Annotated in this window: 16 protein-coding genes; 13 read left to right on the forward strand and 3 right to left on the reverse strand. The window is 71.1% G+C overall.

What is annotated here, in order from left to right:
- Positions 1 to 134: 134 nt before the first annotated feature.
- The 12 genes from mshD (at position 135) to pstB (ending at position 13,432) form a co-directional block, all read left to right on the forward strand.
- Entirely contained in the window at positions 135 to 1,058 is a 924-nt protein-coding gene (gene mshD / locus DJ476_RS15415) for a mycothiol synthase (RefSeq protein WP_112490787.1), read from the forward strand.
- 532 nt (positions 1,059 to 1,590) lie between these two features.
- Positions 1,591 to 1,914 (forward strand): MerR family transcriptional regulator, encoded by a 324-nt coding sequence (locus tag DJ476_RS15420; protein ID WP_103420641.1) that lies wholly within the window; start codon positions 1,591 to 1,593, stop codon positions 1,912 to 1,914.
- A 107-nt stretch (positions 1,915 to 2,021) separates the two neighbouring features.
- Positions 2,022 to 2,543 (forward strand): GntR family transcriptional regulator, encoded by a 522-nt coding sequence (locus DJ476_RS15425; RefSeq protein ID WP_112492526.1) that lies wholly within the window; start codon positions 2,022 to 2,024, stop codon positions 2,541 to 2,543.
- Positions 2,540 to 3,463 (forward strand): ABC transporter ATP-binding protein, encoded by a 924-nt coding sequence (locus DJ476_RS15430; RefSeq protein WP_112490788.1) that lies wholly within the window; start codon positions 2,540 to 2,542, stop codon positions 3,461 to 3,463. Before DJ476_RS15425 ends, DJ476_RS15430 begins: the two co-directional genes overlap by 4 nt.
- Complete coding sequence (locus DJ476_RS15435) at positions 3,460 to 4,467, forward strand: ABC transporter permease (protein WP_112490789.1); 1,008 nt, start codon at positions 3,460 to 3,462, stop codon at positions 4,465 to 4,467. Before DJ476_RS15430 ends, DJ476_RS15435 begins: the two co-directional genes overlap by 4 nt.
- Before the next feature lie 384 nt (positions 4,468 to 4,851).
- On the forward strand, positions 4,852 to 7,146 hold the full coding sequence (locus tag DJ476_RS15440; RefSeq protein ID WP_112490790.1) for an RNA degradosome polyphosphate kinase: 2,295 nt from the start codon (positions 4,852 to 4,854) through the stop codon (positions 7,144 to 7,146).
- Positions 7,133 to 8,515 (forward strand): CHAD domain-containing protein, encoded by a 1,383-nt coding sequence (locus DJ476_RS15445; protein ID WP_318294702.1) that lies wholly within the window; start codon positions 7,133 to 7,135, stop codon positions 8,513 to 8,515. Before DJ476_RS15440 ends, DJ476_RS15445 begins: the two co-directional genes overlap by 14 nt.
- The gene (locus tag DJ476_RS15450; protein ID WP_112490791.1) at positions 8,512 to 8,973 is read left to right on the forward strand and encodes an NUDIX hydrolase; all 462 of its coding nucleotides are present in this window, start codon (positions 8,512 to 8,514) and stop codon (positions 8,971 to 8,973) included. The genes DJ476_RS15445 and DJ476_RS15450 overlap by 4 nt, the downstream gene beginning before the upstream one ends.
- A gap of 213 nt (positions 8,974 to 9,186) precedes the next feature.
- Entirely contained in the window at positions 9,187 to 10,326 is a 1,140-nt protein-coding gene (gene pstS / locus DJ476_RS15455) for a phosphate ABC transporter substrate-binding protein PstS (protein ID WP_112490792.1), read from the forward strand.
- Positions 10,327 to 10,534: 208 nt separating this feature from the next.
- The gene (gene pstC / locus DJ476_RS15460; protein WP_112490793.1) at positions 10,535 to 11,536 is read left to right on the forward strand and encodes a phosphate ABC transporter permease subunit PstC; all 1,002 of its coding nucleotides are present in this window, start codon (positions 10,535 to 10,537) and stop codon (positions 11,534 to 11,536) included.
- Positions 11,533 to 12,615 (forward strand): phosphate ABC transporter permease PstA, encoded by a 1,083-nt coding sequence (gene pstA, locus DJ476_RS15465; RefSeq protein WP_103420625.1) that lies wholly within the window; start codon positions 11,533 to 11,535, stop codon positions 12,613 to 12,615. The genes pstC and pstA overlap by 4 nt, the downstream gene beginning before the upstream one ends.
- A 40-nt stretch (positions 12,616 to 12,655) precedes the next feature.
- Positions 12,656 to 13,432, forward strand: a complete 777-nt coding sequence (gene pstB, locus DJ476_RS15470) for a phosphate ABC transporter ATP-binding protein PstB (RefSeq protein ID WP_070199325.1) — start codon at positions 12,656 to 12,658, stop codon at positions 13,430 to 13,432.
- 163 nt (positions 13,433 to 13,595) lie between these two features.
- On the opposite strand, the gene DJ476_RS15475 is transcribed toward pstB, so the two are convergent.
- Together DJ476_RS15475 and DJ476_RS15480 are read right to left on the reverse strand one after the other, a co-directional pair.
- On the reverse strand, positions 13,596 to 14,594 hold the full coding sequence (locus DJ476_RS15475) for an inorganic phosphate transporter (protein ID WP_019766724.1): 999 nt from the start codon (positions 14,592 to 14,594) through the stop codon (positions 13,596 to 13,598).
- A gap of 5 nt (positions 14,595 to 14,599) precedes the next feature.
- Positions 14,600 to 15,220 carry a DUF47 domain-containing protein gene (locus DJ476_RS15480; protein WP_029395747.1) on the reverse strand — a complete coding sequence of 207 codons (621 nt, stop codon included), beginning with the start codon at positions 15,218 to 15,220 and terminating at the stop codon, positions 14,600 to 14,602.
- A gap of 251 nt (positions 15,221 to 15,471) precedes the next feature.
- On the opposite strand from DJ476_RS15480, the gene DJ476_RS15485 reads away from it, so the two are divergent.
- On the forward strand, positions 15,472 to 15,885 hold the full coding sequence (locus DJ476_RS15485; RefSeq protein WP_112490794.1) for a metal-sensitive transcriptional regulator: 414 nt from the start codon (positions 15,472 to 15,474) through the stop codon (positions 15,883 to 15,885).
- Between the two features lie 176 nt (positions 15,886 to 16,061).
- Here the strand turns inward: DJ476_RS15485 and DJ476_RS34490 are convergent, their stop codons facing one another.
- Positions 16,062 to 16,349: a hypothetical protein gene (locus DJ476_RS34490; RefSeq protein WP_404827514.1), complete on the reverse strand. Its 288-nt coding sequence runs from the start codon at positions 16,347 to 16,349 to the stop codon at positions 16,062 to 16,064.
- Positions 16,350 to 16,508 lie beyond the last annotated feature (159 nt).

The following is a 16,508-nucleotide window of genomic DNA, read 5'->3' on the forward strand; positions in this document are numbered from 1 at the left end:
ACGTGAGCGAGTACGTGAGTGGGCGCGGGCAGGTGTCCGGGCGTGGGTCGGTGGTCCCGGCGGCCGTGCGACCGCCGCCCCGCCCGTTCCCGTACGCACCCCAACCGCGCACCCACTCCCCGTACGCTCGTCCCATGACGACTGACGCACCCCTCCCCTCCCCCGGGCGCGAGATCCAGGCGCTCGACGCACTCGACCCCGCACAGGCCGACGCCGTCCTCGAACTCCTCGGTGAGGCGGCCCGGTTCGACGGCAGGCAGGCGGTCTCCGAGCAGGGAAGGCTCCGGATCCGCGGCGGACACCGCGTCGGTGTCCGCCACTTCCTGCTCATCAGCGAGGGGAGCCTCGCCGGTTACGCGCAGTTGGAGGACACCGACCCGGTCGAGGCCCCGGCCGCCGAGCTGGTCGTCCACCCCGAGCGCCGCGGCACCGGCCACGGGCGGGCCCTGGGCGCCGCGCTCCTCGCCGCGACCGGCAAGCGGCTGCGGGTCTGGGCACACGGCGGCAGTTCGGCGGCCCGGCACCTGGCCCAGGTGCTCGGCCTCTCCCTCTTCCGCGAGCTGCGCCAGCTCCGCCGCGGCCTGGTCCCCCTCGACCTGGCGGAGCCCGTACTGCCCGAAGGCGTCACCGTACGGACCTTCGAGCCGGGCCGGGACGACGCCGCCTGGCTCGCCGTGAACCGCGCCGCCTTCGCCCACCACCCCGAGCAGGGCTCCCTGACCCAGCAGGACCTGGACGACCGCAAGGCCGAGCCGTGGTTCGACCCGAAGGGGTTCTTCCTGGCCGAGCGGGACGGGGAGATCGTGGGCTTCCACTGGACGAAGGTGCACGCGGAGGAGCAGCTGGGCGAGGTGTACGTCGTCGGCGTGCTCCCCGACGCCCAGGGCGGCGGCCTCGGCAAGGCGCTCACCGCGATCGGTCTGCGCCACCTGGCCGCCCAGGGGCTGCCCACCGCGATGCTCTACGTCGACGCGGACAACACGGCGGCCGTGACGGTCTACGAGCGGATCGGCTTCACCACCCATGAGGTGGACCTGATGTACCGCACGGAGTCCTGAACCCCGCACCTCTGCTCGAAAGAAAATCTGTCGTGGCGGGAGTAGACATCCCCCTTTTGACGGGTCTAGTGTTTCTTCTGCAGCCGGACAGCGAAGAGGGCACGGCAGTGGAGTGGTGGGGCCGGAAACGGTGGGTCCCTCCGCTGACCGCCGGGCCGGGAGGTTCCCGGGGCCACGCGACCCAGGAGCCTGGCGCCTCAGGGGTCACGCACCCCGAAGGGCGCACACCGTACTCGCCCTGTCCGGCCGATGAACCGAACCGACCGAGGTAAGGAGCAGACACCATCAGGATCGCCCGGGCGAGGCGCACACCGCCCGGGTACCGCAGGCCCCAGAACGGAAGGTGGTCCCCGGTCACGCATCCGCGATCCCCGCTCCCCCGCCCTCATCGGCGGACCGGCGGAAAAAGAGGGCCGGCCGCAACGGCCGGCAGATGGTGTTGAAAGCTCGGGGCCCGAGCGCCGCACGGCGCTCGGGCCCCCCGACGTGTGCACGCCCCCGAGACCGGACGTGTCCCCGAAAGAAGAGGTCTATGCCCCCTCGCAGTACCCGCCCCACCGACAACCTGGACGACGACGACTACCCCGCCTACACCATGGGCCGGGCCGCCGAGATGCTCTCCACCTCGCCCGCCTTCCTCCGCGCGCTCGGCGAGAACCGCCTGATCACCCCGCTGCGCTCCGAAGGCGGCCACCGCCGCTACTCCCGCTACCAGTTGCGCATCGCCGCCCGCGCCCGGGAACTCGTCGACCAGGGCACCAAGATCGAGGACGCCTGCCGCATCGTCATCCTCGAGGACCAGCTCGAAGAGGCCCAGCGCATCAACGAGGAACTGCGCGCCGCACGGGCGCGGTGACCCCCGACCGGTAGGTCCCCACGAACCCGTGCAGGGGCGGCGTCATTTGACGCCGCCCCACCTTTAGGTCACCCTTTCACTAATCAATTAGTGAAAGGGTGGTGAGCATGGCAGAGTCCGCAGCGGTCGAGTTCCGCATCGACCGGCGCAGCGGCGTCGCCACCTACCTCCAGATCGTCCAGCAGACGAAACAGGCCCTGCGCCTGGGCGTTCTGGAGCCGGGGGACCGACTCCCCACCGCCCGCGAGGTCGTCGAGGCCACCGCCATCAACCCGAACACCGTCCTCAAGGCCTACCGGGAGCTGGAGCGCGAGGGGCTCGTCGAGGCGCGGCGCGGGCTCGGCACCTTCGTCCGCCGGACGCTCGGCGGCGCGGCCGGGGCCTCCGCCGCCGACTCGCCGCTGCGCACCGAACTCGCCGACTGGGCCCGCCGGGCACGGTCGGCCGGGCTGGAGAAGGACGACGTCGGCGCGCTCTTCACGGCCGTACTGGAGAGCACGTACGAGGGCATCCACGAGGGCACTCACGGAGGCCCGTGCGGGGGCGCTCACGGCGAAGGAACGTCCGAGGGCACGCACGACACCACCACGCCGACCAGCACCACACACCAGGGGGACCAGGACCGATGACAGACGCTGCGATCGAGGCATGCGGCCTCACCATGGCCTACGGGCGGGGAGGGGGCGCGCGCACCGCGCTGGACGGGTGCTCCTTCCGGCTCCCCGCCGGGCGGGTCTGCGCGCTCGTCGGTCCCAACGGGGCGGGTAAGTCGACCCTGTTGAGGCTGGCCGCCGGACTCGCCCGGCCGAGCGCCGGGTCCCTCACCGTCCTCGGCTCCGCCGAACCCGCCGCCGTACGCGGGCGAATAGCGTACGTACCCCAGGACAAGCCCCTGTACCCGCAGCTCACCGTGGCCGACACGCTGTGGGCGGGCGGCGAGCTGAACCCGGCGCGGTGGGACGCCGGCATCGCCCGGCGGATCGCCGCCCCGCTCCCGCCGAAGGCGCGGGTCCGGACGCTCTCCGGCGGGCAGCGGACCCGGCTCGCGCTGGCCCTCGCGCTGGGCAAGCGGCCCGAACTGATGCTGCTGGACGAGCCGATGGCCGACCTCGACCCGCTCGCCCGCCATGAGCTGATGGGCGTGCTGATGGCGGATACCGCCGAGCACGGCACCACCATCGTGATGTCCTCGCACATCCTCACCGAGCTGGAGGGCGCCTGCGACTTCCTGCTCTTCGTGGACGGCGGGCGCGTCCGGCTCGGCGGCGAGGCCGAGGACATCGTCTCCGCCCACGCCCTGGTCACCGGCCGGACCGACCGCGAACTGGCCCCGCACGCCGTCGTCGAGTCCCGTACGACGGGACGTCAGCTCACCGCTCTCGTACGGAAGGAGGGCCCCGTCGACGAGACCCTCTGGGCCGTCACGGAACCCTCCCTGGAGGAGTTGCTCCTCGCCCACCTCCGCTCCCCGGAGGCCCCGCCGCTGCTCACGCCGAGCGCGGCGCCGGGTACGACCACGGGGTCCCTTGAGACGGCGGTGCCCGCATGAGCACGAGCACCCTGACCCGCCGGAAGTCCGGCGCCCCCGGCACCGCGTCACCGGCCGCCCGGCGCGGCCCCGTCCGCGTACTGCTGCGCCTGCACCGCAAAGCCCTGTGGGTGGCGGGCGGGCTCCTGGTCCTCGGCATCGGCATCGTCGTGGCGCTCCGCGTCTGGATGGCGTCCGCGAAGGAACTCTGCCCCGACGGTGACATCACGCCGTGCGGCGGCCCCGTGTACCAGCCCAGCTACGCCCGTACGGCCACCGAGGTCTTCCTCTCCGAGGGCGGCACGGTGCTGCTGGTACTGGCCGCACTGGTCGGCCTCTTCGTAGCGGGCCCGCTGATCGCCCGCGAACTGGAGAACGGCACCTTCCGGCACGCCTGGACCCAGTCGGTCTCCCCGGCCCACTGGCTCGCCGCCCGGCTGGCCGTGCCCGCCGTCCTCGTGGTCAGCGGGCTGGCCGTCCTGATCGCCGTCTACCGCTGGGGGCTGTGGGCGCTGCGCGGGTTCCCGTACTCCTCCGCCCCTCACTGGTACGACTCCGGGGCCTTCCCCGGAACCGGCCCCGCCCTGCTCGGCTACGCCCTGCTCGCCGTGGCGGTCGGCGCCCTGTTCGCGGTCCTCGTCCGCCGTGCCCTGCTCGCCATGTCCCTCACCGCCCTCGTCCTCGGGGCGATCGCTGTCGGGCTCGGCAAGCGGCGGTACCGGCTCTGGCCCGGCGAACTCCGCGAGGGCGCCGCCGCCCAGACGTACGCCAACGGCGACTGGCCGCTGGAGAACGGCATGCTCACCACCTCGGGAGATCGGCTGTACTGGCAGGACTGCCTCTTCAGTACCTGGGACGACACCCAGGCCTGCATGCGCGCCCGGGGCGGGGTCACCCCCTTCGCCGAGGTGCACCCGGCCTCCCACTACTGGCCCCTCCAGCTCGTCGAGACCGGCATCCTGCTCGCCCTCGCCGCGCTCGCCCTGTTCGCCGCCTTCCGGGTCCTGCGCCGCCTCCACGGCTGAGGGCGCCGACTCCAGTCCTGGGGGGCGCCTCCTGGGGGGCGCCCCCCACGGCCGGCCGCTCCCCCGCGCACTTCGCCGTCCGGGCCCTACAGGGGTGGGCCCGGGCGGCGAATACGTATCCGGCAGTCGTCACGTAAAGTCACCGAGCGACCTACCCGCAGGCGCACCGCTTCCTGGACGTCATGTCTCCGTTACCGGCTATTCAGACGCCCTTGCGACCCTCACGGAATGCAGCCAGCTGTGCCCGCCCCCCGCCGCAACGGGAGAGCCCGGGGCGGCGCATCCGGGGACGCCCCGGACCGCGTCCCCGGGTTTCCCGGGCCTTCCGCGATCTTTCCCGGCTCCGACGCGCCTGCTTCGCCCTCCACGCGGAACAATGGGTTCATGAGCCAGCAGCCCAGCTCCGAGGTCCCGGTCCAGCCCACTCAGCCGTCCGGCGGCCCCGGCCGGCCGTCCGCCGCTCCGGCCCAGCCGTCCGTCGGCGCTCTCGCCACGCACCGGCCGCGCGCCGTCGCGCATCCCTCCTCCGGCAACGGCGGCTTCTCCACCGCCGCCGATCTGGACCCCGATCTCGACGCCGACGCGGACGCGTACGAGCCCGACCGGGACGGCGACGAGCTGCCCCAGGGCCGTTTCCTGGACCGCGAGCGCTCCTGGCTCGCCTTCAACGAACGCGTGCTGGAGCTGGCCGAGGACCCGGCGACGCCGATCCTGGAGCGGGCCAACTTCCTGGCGATCTTCGCCTCGAACCTGGACGAGTTCTTCATGGTCCGGGTGGCCGGGCTCAAGCGCCGCATCGCCACCGGCGTCGCCACCCGCTCCGCCTCCGGCCTCCAGCCCCGCGAGGTCCTCGACCTCATCTGGACCCGCTCGCGCGAACTCATGGCCCGGCACGCCGCCTGCTTCCAGCAGGACATCGCCCCGGCCCTCTCCGACGAGTCGATCCAGCTCATCCGGTGGCCGGATCTGACCGAGAAGGAGCAGGCCCGCCTCTTCACCTTCTTCCGGCAGCGCGTCTTCCCCGTGCTGACCCCGCTGGCCGTCGACCCCGCGCACCCCTTCCCGTACATCTCCGGGCTCTCGCTCAATCTCGCCGTCGTCGTCCGCAACCCGGTCAGCGGCCACCGCCACTTCGCCCGGGTCAAGGTGCCGCCGCTGCTGACCCGCTTCCTGGAGGCGTCCCCGCAGCGGTACGTCCCCATCGAGGACGTCATCGCCGCCCACCTGGAGGAGCTGTTCCCGGGGATGGAGGTGCTGGCGCACCACATGTTCCGGGTCACCAGGAACGAGGACCTGGAGGTCGAGGAGGACGACGCGGAGAACCTGCTCCAGGCGCTGGAGAAGGAGCTCATGCGGCGCCGGTTCGGTCCCCCGGTGCGGCTGGAGGTCGAGGAGTCCATCGACCCGTACGTCCTGGATCTGCTGGTCCGCGAGCTGAAGGTGTCCGACGCGGAGGTCTACCCGCTGCCCGGCCCCCTGGACCTGACCGGCCTCTTCGCCATCGCCTCGCTGGACCGGCCGGAGCTGAAGTACCCGAAGTTCATCGCGGGCACCCACCGGGACCTGGCCGAGGTGGAGTCCGCCTCCGCGCCCGACATCTTCGCCGCCCTGCGCGAGCGGGACGTGCTGCTCCACCACCCGTACGACTCGTTCTCCACCTCCGTCCAGGCCTTCCTGGAGCAGGCGGCGGGCGACCCGGACGTGCTGGCCATCAAGCAGACGCTGTACCGCACCTCCGGCGACTCCCCGATAGTGGACGCCCTCATCGACGCGGCCGAGTCCGGCAAGCAGGTCCTCGTCCTCGTCGAGATCAAGGCCCGCTTCGACGAGCAGGCCAACATCAAGTGGGCCCGCAAGCTGGAGGAGGCGGGCTGCCATGTCGTCTACGGCCTCGTCGGGCTGAAGACCCACTGCAAGCTCTCGCTCGTCGTCCGCCAGGAAGGCGACACGCTGCGCCGCTACTCGCACGTCGGCACGGGCAACTACCACCCCAAGACCGCCCGGTTGTACGAGGACCTCGGCCTGCTCACGGCGGACCCGCAGGTCGGGGCGGACCTCTCCGACCTGTTCAACCGGCTCTCCGGCTACTCCCGCCGCGAGACCTACCGGCGCCTCCTGGTCGCCCCGAAGTCCCTGCGCGACGGGCTGATCGCCCGGATCAACAAGGAGATCGCCCACCACCGCGCCGGGCGCCCCGCCTACGTACGCATCAAGGTCAACTCGATGGTCGACGAAGCGATCATCGACGCCTGCTACCGGGCGGCCCAGGCGGGCGTGCCCGTCGACATCTGGGTGCGCGGGATCTGCGCCATCCGCCCCGGGGTCGCCGGGCTCTCGGAGAACATCCGGGTCCGCTCCATACTCGGGCGCTTCCTCGAACACTCCCGGGTCTTCTCGTTCGGCAACGGCGGCGAGCCCGAGGTGTGGTTCGGCAGCGCCGACATGATGCACCGCAACCTCGACCGCCGGATCGAAGCCCTCGTCCGGGTCACCGACCCCGCCCACCGCGCCGCACTCAGCCGACTCCTGGAGACCGGTATGGCCGACACCACCTCTTCCTGGCACCTGGGCCCCGACGGCAACTGGACCCGGCACGCCACGGACGCGGAGGGGCAGCCGCTGCGGCACGTCCAGGAGATGCTCATCGATGCCCGGAGGCGCAGGCGTGCGACGCCCTGACCACCCGACGACGACCCGCCCCACCGCCGTGAACGGGGCCCTGCCGGGCCCGGAGTCCCCGGAATCCCCCGAGGCCCGTGAGGCCCTGGAGGCTGACGGTCCGGGGGGCGGCGGCCCGGGCGCCGGAGTTCCGGAGCGTACGGTTCCGGGAGCCGGAGCCCCGGAGGCCGGGGTGCCGGAGCGCGCGGTCCCGGACCGTACGGCCTCGAAGCGCGCGTTCCCGGACCGTACGGTCCCGGAGGCCGGGGCTTCGAAGCGTACGGTTCCGGAGGCCGGGGCTCCGGAGGCAGGCGGCCCGGACCATGTGGTTCCAGGCCCCACCGCCGCCCCTCCCCTCCCCGCCGACGGCGTGACCGCCGAGGCCGTGCTCGCGCCCTACCTCCAGGGGCAGGCGGCGGACTTCCTGCGCAGCCTGCGGCTCCACCGCGAGCACAGCGCCCCCTCGGACGCGGGCGGCCAGGGGGCCGAGGCGGCGGCCCGGGCCCTGCGGCGCTCGGCCCGGCGCATCAGCGGCTCGCTCCACACCTTCCGCACCGTCCTCGACCCGGCCTGGGCCGACCACCTCCGTACCGAACTGGCCTGGCTCTCCGGCACCCTCGCCCGCGAACACGCGTACGCCGGCCGGCTCACCCGCCTCCTCGACGCCCTGCACCAGCTCTCGGGGGCCACCCTCCCGGCGGCACGCGGGACGAAGCCCGCCGCGAAGCCCGCCACCAAGCCAGGCACACAACCGGCCACGACGGCCGCCGCCCGGACCGCCGGAGCCCCGGAGGCCCAGGGCCGGGCCGTCCTCGGCGTCGGGGCGGCCCGCGCCGGGGCCCTGCTGGAACGCCAGCTCACCCTGGCCCGGACCCGGGCCCACTCCGCCGCGCTCCAGGCCCTCGGCTCCTCCCGCTTCCACGCGGTCGCCGACGCGGTGGCGCTCCTCGCCTCCGAGGTCCCGCTGGCCCCCGGCACCACCGGCCGGGGCACCGAAGCGCTGCTGGAGCCCGCCGAACGCGCCGAGCAGCGGCTGCTCGCGGCGGTGGTCGCCCTCCCGGCCGACGAGTCGGCGGAGCCGTACAACGAGGCGCAGGACGCGGCCTGGCACCAGGCCCGGCTGCTGCTGCGGCTGCACCGGTACGCCCACGAGGTCGTCCTCGGTGCCGCCGACCCGGTCCTCACCGGCGCCGGGCACGCCCTGGACCTGCACCGGGACGCGGCGGAGGCGGCCGCGGCGGCGGCAGCGGCGGCCCGCACCCCACGGATCGCCCCGGCCACCGCGTACGCCCTCGGGGTGCTCCACGCGGACCAGCGGCACGAGGTGGAGGCCGCGCGGGCGGTGTTCCGGGAGACCTGGCCGTACGCGACGGCCATGACGGCCCCATGAGCGCCCCCGGACAGCGCCACCGCACCCAGGACGACACCGTCCTGGCGGCGGGCTGTGTCCTGTGGCGGCGCTCTCCGGGAGGCGGCGTGGAGGTGTGCCTGGTACACCGGCCGAAGTACGACGATCTCTCCTTCCCCAAAGGGAAGCTGAAGCGCGGCGAGGACCCGCTCGCCGCCGCCGTACGGGAGGTCCTGGAGGAAACCGGCCACCACTGCGCCCCGGGCCGCCGCCTCCCCACCGCCCGGTATCTCGTGGAGGGCCGCCCCAAGGAGGTCTCCTACTGGGCCGCCGAGGCGACGGGCGGCGCTTTCGAGCCCAACGACGAGGTGGACCGCGTGCTGTGGCTGGCCCCCGAGGCCGCCCTCGTACGCCTCACCCAGCCGCGCGACCGCGAGCAGCTCACGGCCCTGCTCGACACGCTCCCCGGCACGCTTCCCGACGCCCTCCCCGAGAGCTGAGCCGGGAACCCCCGACAGCTGAACCGGGAACCGTCCGCACCCGCCTGCCCGACACGGTTCACCTGCCGTTCACTCTCCCCCGTAGGCCGCTTCACCTGTTCTGCCTAATTTCGGACGTACACGGTGCGCGGCGCTAGGCCGTAGCAACCCTCCTCATCGCACGCCGTCGTAGAACGAGACGACCACGGCGGCTCCTGGAAGGAACACCCGAAAGTGAAGCTTCAGCGCAAGAACCGGCTTCGTGCCACCGCGCTCGGTGCCCTCGCCGTCTCCGGCGCCCTGGTCCTCACGGCGTGCGGTTCGGACGACAACACCGGCGGGTCCTCCACGCCCGGCAGCGGCGACAAGACCACCGCCGCGTCGAACATCGACTGCGGCAAGGCCAAGGGCCAGCTCCGCGCCTCCGGCTCCAGCGCTCAGAAGAACGCCATGGACCTCTGGGTCAAGAACTACATGGCCGCCTGCTCCGGTGTGGAGATCAACTACAACTCCTCCTCCTCCGGTGAGGGCATCGTCGCCTTCAACCAGGGCACTGTCGGCTTCGCCGGCTCCGACTCCGCGCTGAAGCCGGAAGAGGTCACCGAATCGAAGAAGGCCTGCAAGACCGGCCAGGGCATCAACCTCCCGATGGTCGGCGGCCCGGTCGCGATCGGCTACAACCTGGAGGGTGTCGACAAGCTCACGCTGGACGCCCCGACCCTCGCCAAGATCTTCGACACGAAGATCAAGAAGTGGAACGACCCGGCGATCGCCAAGCTCAACGAGGGCGTCGACCTGCCGGACAAGGCCATCCAGGCCTTCCACCGCTCCGAGGACTCCGGCACCACGCAGAACCTCGGCAAGTACCTCGGCGCCGCCGCTCCGAACGAGTGGAAGTACGAGGCCGAGAAGAAGTGGCCGGCCCCCGGTGGCCAGGCCGCGTCCGGCTCCTCCGGCGTCGCCGCCCAGGTGAAGCAGGTCGACGGCGCGATCGGCTACTTCGAGCTCTCGTTCGCCAAGTCCCAGAACATCTCCACGGTCGCCATCGACAACGGTGGCTCGGCCCCGGCCGAGGCCACCTCGGAGAACGCCTCCAAGGCCATCGCCGCCGCCAAGGTCAAGGGCACCGGCAAGGACCTGGCCCTGGAGCTGGACTACACCACCAAGGCCGACGGTGCCTACCCGCTGGTCCTGGTCACGTACGAGGTGGTCTGCGACACCGGCAACAAGCCCGAGACGCTCGACACCGTCAAGTCCTTCCTCTCCTACGCCGCCTCCGACGACGGCCAGAAGATCCTGACGGACGCGGGCTACGCACCGATCCCGGCCGAGATCAACACCAAGGTCCGCGAGACCATCAACGGCCTCTCGTAACCACCGGCCACCACCGGTCACCACAAGTGACCGCCCGCCGCGCGGAGGCGACTCCGCGCGGCACCCGGCAGGCCGGCCCGGCGCACCCCTCCGGACCGGCCCGCCGACTCCACCCGGGTACCGGCTCCACCCCGGTACCAGCCCCAACCATCCGGTGCACCGCCGCCAGGGGAGCCCCACCGGCTCCCCCACACAGACCGGAAAGACCATGGCTTCCACCACACCGATAGACACACCACCGGCCCCGCCGGCCCCACCGGAACGGGCCGAGCGCCCCACGTCCGCGGGCCGCATGGGCGACAAGATCTTCGTGGGCCTCTCGCGCGGCTCGGGCATCCTGCTGCTCGTGATCATGGCGTCGATCGCCGTGTTCCTCAGCTACCGCGCCGTCATCGCCATCTCGAAGAACGAGGGCAACTTCCTCACCACCTTCGACTGGAACCCGGCCGGTGACCCGCCGGTCTTCGGCATCGCCGTCCTGCTCTTCGGCACGGTCGTCAGCTCGATCATCGCGATGGTCATCGCGGTTCCGATCGCTGTCGGCATCGCCCTGTTCATCTCGCACTACGCGCCGCGCAAGCTGGCCGCCCCCATCGCGTACGTCATCGACCTGCTCGCCGCCGTCCCCAGCATCGTCTACGGCATCTGGGGCGCCCTGGTCCTGGTGCCGTACCTGGAGGGCCTGAACCTCTGGCTCGACCAGTTCTTCGGCTGGACGTACATCTTCGACAAGACCGAGGTCGGCGTCGCCCGCTCGCTCTTCACCGTCGGCGTGCTGCTGGCGATCATGATCCTGCCGATCGTGACCAGCGTCAGCCGCGAGGTCTTCCTCCAGGTCCCGAAGATGAACGAGGAGGCCGCCCTCGCGCTGGGCGCCACCCGCTGGGAGGTCATCCGCCTCTCGGTGCTGCCGTTCGGCCGCTCCGGCATCATCTCCGCCTCGATGCTCGGCCTCGGCCGCGCGCTCGGTGAGACGATGGCCGTCGCCACGGTCCTCTCCCCGAGCTTCATCATCTCGCTGCACGTGCTCAACCCGGGCGGCGGAACCTTCGCGCAGAACATCGCGGCCAAGTTCGGTGAGGCCGACGAGTTCGGGCGGGACGCCCTGATCGCCTCGGGCCTCGTCCTCTTCGTCCTCACCCTGCTGGTCAACGGCGCGGCCCGGCTCATCATCGCCCGCCGCAAGGAGTACTCGGGGGCCAACGCATGAGCCACGCAACCGCCGTACAGGACCGTCCGACGCCGCCCACCGGGCCCGCGCCGAAGTCCGGTCTCAGCAGCCGCTCGCTGCCGCGCCTGGCACCCGTCGGCTTCGCCGCCGTGTCGATCGCGCTCGCCGTCGGCCTCGGCCTCGCCGCCGGCTGGCACAGCAAGGTGCAGTGGGGCATGCTCGCCGCGCTGTTCTTCCTGGCCATCTCGTACGTCGCCACCACCGTCGTCGAGAACAAGCGCCAGGCCAAGGACCGCCTGGCCACCAGCATCGTCTGGGTCTGCTTCCTGCTGGCCGTCATCCCGCTCGCCTCCCTGCTGTGGACGACGATCGTGCGGGGCGCCGAGCGCCTGGACGGCTACTTCCTGACCCACTCCATGGCCGGTGTGCTCGGCTCGGAGGCCAGCGGCGGTGTCTACCACGCGCTGATCGGCACCCTGGAGCAGGTCGGCATCGCCACCGTGCTCTCCGCCCCGCTCGGCCTGCTGACCGCCGTCTACCTGGTGGAGTACGGCAAGGGAACGCTCGCCAAGGCCGTCACCTTCTTCGTCGACGTGATGACGGGCATCCCGTCCATCGTCGCCGGTCTCTTCATCCTGTCGATCATGCTGATCGCCGACCTGGAGCCGTCCGGCCTGATGGGCGCGCTCGCCCTGACGATCCTGATGATCCCGGTCGTGGTGCGCTCCACCGAGGAGATGCTCAAGCTCGTCCCCAACGAGCTGCGCGAGGCCTCGCTCGCCCTCGGCATCCCGAAGTGGCGCACTATCCTGAAGGTGGTCCTGCCGACCGCGATCGGCGGCATCACCACCGGTGTCATGCTGGCCATCGCCCGTATCGCCGGTGAGACCGCCCCGATCATCCTGCTGGTCTTCGGCAGCCAGCTGATCAACGCGAACCCCTTCGACGGAGCCCAGTCCTCGCTGCCGTTCTACATCTACGAGCAGTACAAGATCGGCGAGGCCGCCTCGTACGACCGCGCCTGGGCGGCAGCCCTGGTACTGATCGCCTTCGTCATGATCCTCAACCTCGTGGCCCGCGGAATCGCCCGCTGGAAGGCCCCGAAGACCGGTCGCTGACGCGGCCATCAGCGACCTCCCGAAAGAAGCAGTGATTTCCATGGCCAAGCGCATCGACATCAGCGGCCTCACCGCCTACTACGGCAGCCACAAGGCCATCGAGGACATCTCGATGACCGTGGAGCCCCGCTCCGTGACCGCCTTCATCGGCCCCTCCGGCTGCGGCAAGTCCACCTTCCTGCGCACCCTGAACCGGATGCACGAGGTCACCCCCGGTGGCCGCGTCGAGGGCAAGGTGCTGCTGGACGACGAGAACCTGTACGCCTCCAACGTCGACCCGGTCTCCGTACGCCGTACGGTCGGCATGGTCTTCCAGCGCCCCAACCCCTTCCCCACCATGTCGATCTTCGACAACGTGGCGGCGGGCCTGCGGCTCAACGGCAGCTACCGCAAGAGCGAGCTGAACGACGTCGTCGAGAAGTCCCTGCGCGGCGCGAACCTCTGGAACGAGGTCAAGGACCGGCTGAACAAGCCCGGCTCCGGCCTCTCCGGCGGCCAGCAGCAGCGCCTGTGCATCGCCCGCGCCATCGCGGTCGAGCCGCAGGTCCTGCTGATGGACGAGCCGTGCTCGGCGCTCGACCCGATCTCGACCCTCGCCATCGAGGACCTGATCGGTGAGCTGAAGGAGCGCTTCACGATCGTCATCGTGACGCACAACATGCAGCAGGCGGCCCGGGTCTCGGACCGCACCGCGTTCTTCAACCTCGCGGCGGTCGGCAAGCCCGGCCGGCTCATCGAGATCGACGAGACGGAGCGGATCTTCTCCAACCCGTCGGTGCAGGCCACGGAGGACTACATCTCGGGCCGCTTCGGCTGATCCGTACACCTGGGGCCTGAAGCCCTGAGGCCTGAAGCACGGCCTCCCCATACGGCCTTGCGGTGCTGCATGGCGGTGCCACCACAAGGCGAAAGGGTCCGCCCCCGCTCTCCCTGGTACGGAGAGCGGGGGCGGACCCATGTCCTTGTCCTCCGCCGGGACCTCAGCCGAAGAGCAGCAGCACCGCGCCGTAGCTCAGCGCCGCGACGAGGGCGGCGGCCGGCATGGTGATGAACCAGCCGAGGATGATGTTCTTCGCGACGCCCCAGCGCACGGCGTTCACGCGCTTGGTGGCGCCGACGCCCATGATCGCGGAGGTGATGACGTGCGTCGTGGAGATCGGGGCGTGGAAGAGGAACGCCGAACCGAACATGATCGACGCGCCGGTCGTCTCGGCCGCGAAGCCCTGCGGCGGGTCCAGCTCGATGATCTTCCGGCCGAGCGTACGCATGATGCGCCAGCCACCCGCGTACGTACCCAGCGAGAGCATCACCGCACAGGCGATCTTGACCCAGATCGGGATCTCGTCGTTGGGGCCCTCGATGTCGGCGATGACCAGGGCCATCACCACGATGCCCATGGTCTTCTGCGCGTCCTGGAGGCCGTGGCCGAGCGCCATGCCCGCCGCCGAGACCGTCTGCGCGATCCGGAAGCCGCGCTTGGCCTTGTGCGGGTTGGCCTTCCGGAACATCCACATGATGCCGACCATCACCAGATAGCCGACGACCAGACCGATGATCGGGGAGAGGAACATCGGGATGACGATCTTCTCCAGCACCCCGGACCAGATGACGTCCGTACCGCCGGCCAGCGCCGCCCCGACCATGCCGCCGAAGAGCGCGTGCGAGGACGAGGAGGGGAGGCCGTAGTACCAGGTGATGAGGTTCCAGATGATCGCGCCGACCAGCGCCGCGAAGAGGATGCCCATCCCCTTCTGCCCCACGGGCGTCGCGATCAGGCCTTCGCTGACGGTCTTGGCGACCCCCTGGCCCAGGAAGGCACCGGCGAGGTTCATCACCGCGGCCATCGCCAGAGCCGCACGCGGGGTCAGCGCCCGGGTGGAGACCGAGGTGGCGATGGCGTTCGCGGAGTCGTGGAAGCCGTTCGTATACGTGAAGCCGAGCGCGACCCCGATGGTCACGACCAGCGCAAAGGTGTCCACGAGGTTCAGGACTCCTTGACCGCGATGGTCTCCACGGTGTTGGCGACGTGCTCGAACGCGTCGGCCGCCTCTTCCAGCACATCCACGATCTGCTTGAGCTTCAGCACCTCGATGGCGTCGTACTTACCGTTGAAGAGGTGGGCCAGCAGCTTGCGGTGGATCTGGTCGGCCTGGTTCTCCAAGCGGTTGACCTCGATCCAGTACTCGGTGAGGTTGTCCATGGTCCGCAGCCCCGGCATGGCCTCGGCGGTCAGCTCCGCCGCCCGGGCCAGCACCTCGATCTGCTGCTCGACACCCTTGGGGAGTTCCTGGACCTGGTAGAGGACGACCAGGTCGACGGCCTCCTCCATGAAGTCCATGATGTCGTCGAGGGAGGACGCCAGCTTGTAGATGTCCTCACGGTCGAACGGCGTGATGAAGGAGGAGTTCAGCTGGTGGAAGATCGCGTGGGTGGCATCGTCCCCCGCGTGCTCCGCTGCCCGCATGCGCTCCGCGATCTCGACTCGGGAGGCAGAATCCGCCCCGAGCAGTTCCATCAGGAGTTTCGAGCCCGTGACAATGTTGTCCGCGGACGCGGAGAACATGTCGTAGAAGCTCGTCTCCCTGGGGGTCAGACGAAAGCGCACGTGGGGTCCTCGGGATGCTTTGGATTCGGTCAGGCTGATGCTAGGCGCATCATCCGGCCACGGCTAACCGGCGTTCTTCAGTGTCGCCCATCGGGAACGGGGATCAGCACGGGCCCCCGGTCACGTTTCTGTCGGATTCGTTACGATATACCCGGCAGGGGTATATCGGGAGTCAGGTGCGCAGAACCGCAGCGTGAACGGCCGGCGGACCAGCACCACCGGCCACATCAGGCCACATCAGGAGGACGCAGATGACCACCACCGAGACCACGGGCGCGGGACCGGCACCGGACGCGGTACCGGGGCAGGAAACGGGACCGGAAGCGCGACCGGGGCCGGGACCGGCGGGGACCGGGGAGATCGTGACCGACCACGACCTCGGCATCCACGGCTACCACCACCAGAAGGACGAGCACCTCAAACGGCTGCGCCGGATCGAGGGCCAGATCCGCGGCCTCCAGCGCATGGTCGACGAGGACGTCTACTGCATCGACATACTCACCCAGGTCTCGGCCTCCACCAAGGCCCTGCAGTCCTTCGCCCTCCAGCTGCTGGAGGAGCACCTGCGCCACTGCGTCGCGGACGCGGCGGTCAAGGGCGGCGCGGAGATCGACGCGAAGGTCGAGGAAGCCACGAAGGCCATCGCCCGCCTGCTGCGTACGTGACGCTTGGTTACGGGGAGGGAAGGGCGGGGCCGGTACGGGCGTCGGCACGGGCATGGGCGCGGGCGCCGGTCCGCCGCCGGGCCGGTCGTGTCGACGCCGGGACGCCGGGCGCAATCGGAACATTCGATTCGGGAGGATCGCGGCGCCCGGCCGGTCGCGAAGGTGTCCGGGTGGCGTCAGCGCCGACGGGCGGCCTGCCGGGGGACGGTCGTACGCGCCTCCGCGCCACCACCGGCCCTGCCGTCGACCAGCTCGCCCCGCACGGGCAACTTGTCCCCGGCGTGCAGCTCATCTCCGCCGTGCAGCTCATCCCTGACGTTGAGCACCTCATCGATCCGGTCAGGACTGAGGCGCTCCTCGCGCGCCGTCGAGGCCGCGATCATCAGCTCGCCGCACAGCTCGATCTCGGCGAGGGCCACGTAGTCCTGAGCGTTCGGAGCGCTGAGCGTCACCACCTGCGTCACCTCTCTCTGCCGTCGCCGACCCTTCGCCGATCGCCGACCCTTTCTGGCGCACCGGCTTCCTAGCCTAGGGAGCCCGGTACGTGCCGCGCATGGCACGGACGGACCATTTAGCCCCCTCCCAACCGGCCCCTCCCGTCCCGCCCTCCCCTCCGGGACGGC

Origin of the sequence: Streptomyces bacillaris, from assembly GCF_003268675.1 — a bacterium.
Classification (GTDB): Bacteria; Actinomycetota; Actinomycetes; order Streptomycetales; family Streptomycetaceae; genus Streptomyces; species Streptomyces bacillaris.

Excerpts from the sequence above, each read along its gene's own strand:
- DJ476_RS15440 (WP_112490790.1), top strand. The coding sequence starts at position 4,852 with ATGAGCCAGCAGCCCAGCTCCGAGGTCCCGGTCCAGCCCACTCAGCCG.
- pstA (WP_103420625.1), top strand. The coding sequence starts at position 11,533 with ATGAGCCACGCAACCGCCGTACAGGACCGTCCGACGCCGCCCACCGGG.
- pstB (WP_070199325.1), top strand. The coding sequence starts at position 12,656 with ATGGCCAAGCGCATCGACATCAGCGGCCTCACCGCCTACTACGGCAGC.
- DJ476_RS15430 (WP_112490788.1), top strand. The coding sequence starts at position 2,540 with ATGACAGACGCTGCGATCGAGGCATGCGGCCTCACCATGGCCTACGGG.
- DJ476_RS15435 (WP_112490789.1), top strand. The coding sequence starts at position 3,460 with ATGAGCACGAGCACCCTGACCCGCCGGAAGTCCGGCGCCCCCGGCACC.
- DJ476_RS15425 (WP_112492526.1), top strand. The coding sequence starts at position 2,022 with ATGGCAGAGTCCGCAGCGGTCGAGTTCCGCATCGACCGGCGCAGCGGC.
- mshD (WP_112490787.1), top strand. The coding sequence starts at position 135 with ATGACGACTGACGCACCCCTCCCCTCCCCCGGGCGCGAGATCCAGGCG.
- DJ476_RS15450 (WP_112490791.1), top strand. The coding sequence starts at position 8,512 with ATGAGCGCCCCCGGACAGCGCCACCGCACCCAGGACGACACCGTCCTG.
- DJ476_RS15485 (WP_112490794.1), top strand. The coding sequence starts at position 15,472 with ATGACCACCACCGAGACCACGGGCGCGGGACCGGCACCGGACGCGGTA.
- pstC (WP_112490793.1), top strand. The coding sequence starts at position 10,535 with ATGGCTTCCACCACACCGATAGACACACCACCGGCCCCGCCGGCCCCA.
- DJ476_RS15420 (WP_103420641.1), top strand. The coding sequence starts at position 1,591 with ATGCCCCCTCGCAGTACCCGCCCCACCGACAACCTGGACGACGACGAC.